We start from the raw sequence: 4,997 nt of genomic DNA, 5'->3' as shown, positions 1-4,997 counted from the left end.
GCGTTCTCAGCTTGAATATCGGGCCCATAGCCCGTAGTATTGTTCTTGTTGGAAGGGGATGGCACCCCGAACAACACCACTCGAAACCCGCACCGTGAGGAGTTCCACGTGACTGCCGCCGCTCCGCTCCCTGTCATCCCTGTGCGCGTCCTGGTCGCAGGGGACTCTTCGCAGGTAGACCCGCAGGTGGTCCGCGATGCACTGACGGACGCTTGGCATGACGTGGTGGCCCTGTATGGAACGCGCATGCCGATGATCGTGATGCACGCGGACGAGCCCACCAAAGTCGTCGCCGCCGCCCGTGAGTGGGCCAACTCCCATGGAATTGCCGACGAACCCCATGTGGACGGTGGGCTCTGCCGTCGCGGCTCCCCCACCTCTCAGGTGCGCCAGATGATCGAACACGCGGATCTGTGCCTCGCCTTTGTCGGTCCGGGTGATCGGCGCGCGGAGGCAACCGCACGGCTCGCTGAGCGCTGGCGTCGCCCTCTTCGTCGCGTGAGCAAGCCCTGAAGGACCGTCACTCAGGGGTCGCCCAGGGGCGGTCAAGTCGAGCGCCAGTTGAGGAGGCGTAAATGAGCATCGCATACCTTATGTTCGGTTTTTTGTACTTCGCTGGCATCTCTGCGCCGCTCGATCTTCTGTACGAGATCAAAGGGGGCGAGGGGCGCCCCGCCACCCGCCGGGAAGCGCTCCTAGCTGTGGCTGGGTGGTGCGCGATGCTGCCCTTGTGGCCCCTTGCCATCGTGCTCCGCGCGGCGCGCGGTGTGCGTACGTGGGTCACTGGCGCGGAGGGGAATGACCCCAGTCGGGGGACCCTTTGAAAACGCCATGAATAAGAGCTGTTTCGGCTTCCCAAAACAGGCTCTTAGCTGGTAATATTGTCTTTGTTGGGAAGGGGGTGGCACCCCGGCCAGCACCACTCGAAACCCGAACCAGCGCGAGAGAGGCCCCGAGAATGAGCACCGCCGCCGCACCCACGTTCAACGTCTACGGCCGCATCGTTGACACCACGCCGCTGTACCACGCGGTGTGCGACCACTGCCCGCAGTGGCTCGGGCCGGTCACCGCCGACCTGGCATGGCACATGTGGGACATCCGGCGGCATGCGGCGAAGCACCCCGCGCCGTCCGCCCCCGTCCGGTGGCTGCCCGGTAGCGTCGCGCCCCGCCGCGCGACACGCAGTAAGGAGGTCGGGCAGGTTCCGGTCTATCGCGTGATCTGTGACGAGTGCGGCCCCCGGTACAAGGGAATGGGTGGCACCGACCGCGAACAGCTCGACTGGTACATCGCGCTTCACGTCGCCGTGCACCAAGCTGCCTACCGGGTGACCACGGAGGGGAGCATCGAGGCGGTGCGCGCCCATCAGACGGCTGTTGAGGCCGACCCGGGCCGCTGGACCCACTGAACGGCCGCCGGGGCGGCGGGTAGCGCCGCCCCGGCCCGCCAGTCAGCGGCGGGGAGCGACGGCCGCCCGTCTGTACCGTGCGCCGCGCGTTGGCCCCGAGGTCGAGCCGCCGCAGCGCCGACCGCGCCGTAACCGCTGAGCGAACCGCGCAGCCCGGCGGGTGGCTCGCCCGCCACCTGAAGCCGAATCGTCCCTGCCGCGCAGACTTCTCCCGGCTTCCAAAACGCGCTCATGACTAGTAATATTATTTATGCCGGAGAGGGGGTGGCACCCCGACCGGCACCACTCGAAACCCGCGCCCCTGGAGGACCAGATGCCTTGGTTCAGTAACGCTGTGCCCGCAGATGTCACTCACCCGCACTACATCGCCGCCACCAGCGCCGGTCACCACCTTGTGACCGCTGATGACGTTCTTCAGGCCCTCAATCACCCCGACTATGTCCGCGTGGTCGCTGGCCCCCACCACCTCAAGGCCGTGCCCGCTGACAGCTCCCGCACTCCTTACACGGTGTTCACTCCCACCCCCGTCGCCGCTGCCTTCCCGTACGCGATCCGTAACCACCACGGCGGCGGGCTGCGAGGCCGTTTCCGTACTCTTCCCGAAGCGTTCCTCTCGCTGATCGGCGAATACGGGCCCCGGCCCGCTGCGAGCCGGATCCACCCAGCCGACACTCGTGGTCACTTCCGTGTCGACCTCGAAGGATGGGCCGACGACCCGCTGCCCTGGCATTCGTCGGTCCACCGCATCGACCGGGAAGTCACCCCCGCCGACACAGCCGCCTTCACCCCCGACTCCCTCTACGCGCCCGGCCCAGACCTGCGTCTCACCGACGTCGACCGCGCCGACGCCCCCGCCTACCGCGTCCAGCCCGCCGATGCTTTGGACGCCACCCTCAGCCCCCGCCACCGCCTCATCTCCGGTGACAAGCTGCGCGACACTCTCCGCTTCATCATCGAGCGCGACGGACAAGCGGCCATGGAGCTCCCGGACCTGTGCGACGGCACCATCGTTTACCGCCTAGATGGCGACCACACCAGCACCAGCGGTCTTGTCATCGCCTACCCGCCGTGTGCCACCTGCGGATTCGGCCCTGACCACCCCTCGTTCAGCGACCCCGCATGGACCCGCCGGTGTTTCGGCTGCGACGAAGCCGAACGCTTCTGACTGGCCACCTGCTGACCCTAAGTCCCGCGCCGGGGCGATCCACTCGAAACCCGAACCACCGGAGAAACCCGTGACCCGAACCATGCCCCCCGCCGAGCGCGCCGCCCGCGATGCCCTGAAGCCGTACGTGCGCGCCGGACGAATGCGCCAGGGGGAAGTGAACACGACCGTCCGGAACGGTCTCCCCATCATCGAGTCGAGCATCCGGAAGCTGCTGCGGGACGACTTCGGCAGCGCGTTCTACTACGGCACGAAGGTGGCCCGAGCCCGCGAGGCGTTCGAGGCCGCCACGACGCCCACCGCCCGCCACATCGAGCGCGGAAGGCTCGTAGCTGCGGAGATAACGGCCGCCATCTACAAGGCCGTGCGCGCGGACTACAAGACCGCCGAGGAGATCGGGCGCGAGGACCGAGAACACTCGCGGCTGGCCGCCGCCCTTGAGGTGGTCAAGGAGGAAGCCGAACAGGCAGCCGCGCCCGAAGTGGACGCCGCCTGAACCACCTGAACCCGAACGCGCCCGGGGCGGCGGAGGCACCGCCGCCCCAGCCCCTCGAAGCGGCCGCCACCGTTGAGCTGTAACCGGCGGCGGCCGCGCCGAGCACTCTCCGACCGATCCGCCGCGCGCTGACCATCGCGGAGCGCGGCCGCGCCGACAGGCCCCAGAGCCCGGCGCGGCCGCGCCCCAGGATGGTCACGAACCGTCACGGGCGACGAACTGCCGCCCGTGGTCAGCACCGTGCGCCGCCACGTCCCGGCACCACCCACCGGTGATGCCTCACCCTGCGAGAGGAATCCATGACCGACCTGATCAAGCTGCCTCACACCGGGCTTCACGTCCCCCACAACCGCTACAGCCTCGCCGACTTCCAGCAGATGACAACGCGATGCGGCATCGCCTACAACGCGACCGTCCACGAGGGGGAACGCTGCGTGGGCGTCATCGAGAACGAGGGCAACGGCGGAGGCACCTGGTTTTTCCCGGCCACCGCCGCCGATCACCTAGCCGTTCACGAGTTCGCCACCGCCTGCCGCGTAAACGGTGAACCGCTCCCCGAAGAAGAGGTGTTGGACCACCTCATCACCGAGCACGAGACCGCCCAGTGGGTCGCAAAGTACGCGCGCCAGCCCGTGAGCCTGCTCCGTGGATTCGACAAGGGCGCAGAGGCTGCCGACGTCACCATTGCCTTCGGCATCCCGCCGGTCTGGCTCGACCGCGCAGACTCCCCGTTCCTGCCCTGGATCGCCAGCGATCTTAAGGCCGAGGATCCCGACGTGACCGCCTGGGAGTTCTGGACCGGCGATCAGTGGAAGCCGCTCAGTCTCCCCGCCACCTCCGACTGAAAACCCCTGTTCAAGTGCCCTTCCCTGCCAAGCAATATGGCCTAAAACTGGTAATATTGACTTTGCTGGAAAGAGTTGGTGTCCCGATTGGTGGCACTACTCGAAGCCCGGACAGGAAGTAACCCCCGGCTGGCAGAAGGCTGCCCCCGCCGGGGCGGCGGATGGCACCGCCGCCCCGGCCCCCGCTCGAAACCCAAGCCCACCAGGGAGAAGAACGACGTGCAGACCCGAGACGCCCGCGCCTACCACGAGGCCCTCACCGAACGATCCCGCCGCACCCACGCCACCACCGCGCGGCAGGAAACCGGCCGCATCTACTGGTACAACATCCTGGAAGACCGGCACGGCCCATGGGCGACCCCCGTCGCGGACTTCACCGCGCAGCTGGCCCGGTGCGACGAAGCCGAATGCGACTGCACCCGGGAAGCGGCCCGGCGGCTGGTCGCCGACAAGCCCCGGCAGCACAGCAGCCGCGTACGCATGCTCGGCACGGAGGTGAACGTCATCTTCGAGGGACCGAACGGACCCGGCCCACAGAAGGACTGACCACCGCGGAGCGATGCCGCGTCGACAGACCTCAGGGCACGGCGCGATCACGCCCACCATCATCACCGGCGTGCGCGGGAGCGCCGGGCGCGACGGCCGCGGTTGCCCCTTCTGTCCGTCGCGTGGGTCGAGGGGTCTGCTCTCCGTGGGCGCCGGTCGGGCCGTGTTGGTGGAGTTGGCCGCGCCTGTCGGGGCCGTGGCGAAGCCGCCGCGCGCGCGAGGAGGCTGGCCCGGCGTCCTGATGCGGTGTGCCGGGGGCGGCTGGTGGGGAAGGTGCGGGCCGTTCGCGGTGGCCCGGTTGCAGCGGGGAAGGGGGCGCTTCGCGCCCCCGGGGTGGGTCGGCGGTGGGGCGCTTCGCGCCCTGCCGCCTTGCCGTGTGGCCAGGCGCTCCGCTGCGCTTCGGTCAGGTGCGAGCGCTCCGCGCTCTCACCTGCTGCGGGTGAGGTGGCCGGGGGGGGGGGGGGGGGGGGGGGGGGGGGGGAGAGGGGGGGGGGGGGGGGGGGGAGGGAAAGAAAAGACACAAAAACAAGCACCATG

6 protein-coding genes are annotated in these 4,997 nt (G+C 68.9%); all 6 read left to right on the top strand.

Annotated elements, in window-relative coordinates; genetic code table 11:
* The first annotated feature begins 108 nt into the window (after positions 1 to 108).
* The 6 genes from ACZ59A_RS41840 to ACZ59A_RS41815 all read left to right on the top strand — a co-directional run bounded on the left by ACZ59A_RS41840 (position 109) and on the right by ACZ59A_RS41815 (position 4,460).
* Entirely contained in the window at positions 109 to 513 is a 405-nt protein-coding gene (locus tag ACZ59A_RS41840) for a hypothetical protein (RefSeq protein ID WP_470970325.1), read from the top strand.
* A gap of 445 nt (positions 514 to 958) precedes the next feature.
* Entirely contained in the window at positions 959 to 1,408 is a 450-nt protein-coding gene (locus tag ACZ59A_RS41835) for a hypothetical protein (RefSeq protein WP_470970323.1), read from the top strand.
* A 445-nt stretch (positions 1,409 to 1,853) separates the two neighbouring features.
* A complete protein-coding gene (locus tag ACZ59A_RS41830) occupies positions 1,854 to 2,573 on the top strand; it encodes a hypothetical protein (protein ID WP_470970320.1) in 720 nt (239 codons plus the stop codon).
* A 70-nt stretch (positions 2,574 to 2,643) separates the two neighbouring features.
* A complete protein-coding gene (locus tag ACZ59A_RS41825; RefSeq protein ID WP_470970318.1) occupies positions 2,644 to 3,069 on the top strand; it encodes a hypothetical protein in 426 nt (141 codons plus the stop codon).
* A 299-nt stretch (positions 3,070 to 3,368) separates the two neighbouring features.
* Positions 3,369 to 3,914: a hypothetical protein gene (locus ACZ59A_RS41820; RefSeq protein ID WP_470970316.1), complete on the top strand. Its 546-nt coding sequence runs from the start codon at positions 3,369 to 3,371 to the stop codon at positions 3,912 to 3,914.
* A gap of 219 nt (positions 3,915 to 4,133) precedes the next feature.
* Entirely contained in the window at positions 4,134 to 4,460 is a 327-nt protein-coding gene (locus ACZ59A_RS41815; RefSeq protein ID WP_470970313.1) for a hypothetical protein, read from the top strand.
* Positions 4,461 to 4,997 lie beyond the last annotated feature (537 nt).

The sequence above is a fragment of the Streptomyces sp. NPDC040405 genome (assembly GCF_055595765.1).
The sequence above is the reverse complement of the archived record's forward strand: the minus strand, read 5'-3'. Positions and strand labels throughout refer to the sequence as shown.

Coding starts and splice junctions, on each gene's coding strand:
- ACZ59A_RS41835 (WP_470970323.1), top strand. CDS start 959: ATGAGCACCGCCGCCGCACCCACGTTCAACGTCTACGGCCGCATCGTT.
- ACZ59A_RS41820 (WP_470970316.1), top strand. CDS start 3,369: ATGACCGACCTGATCAAGCTGCCTCACACCGGGCTTCACGTCCCCCAC.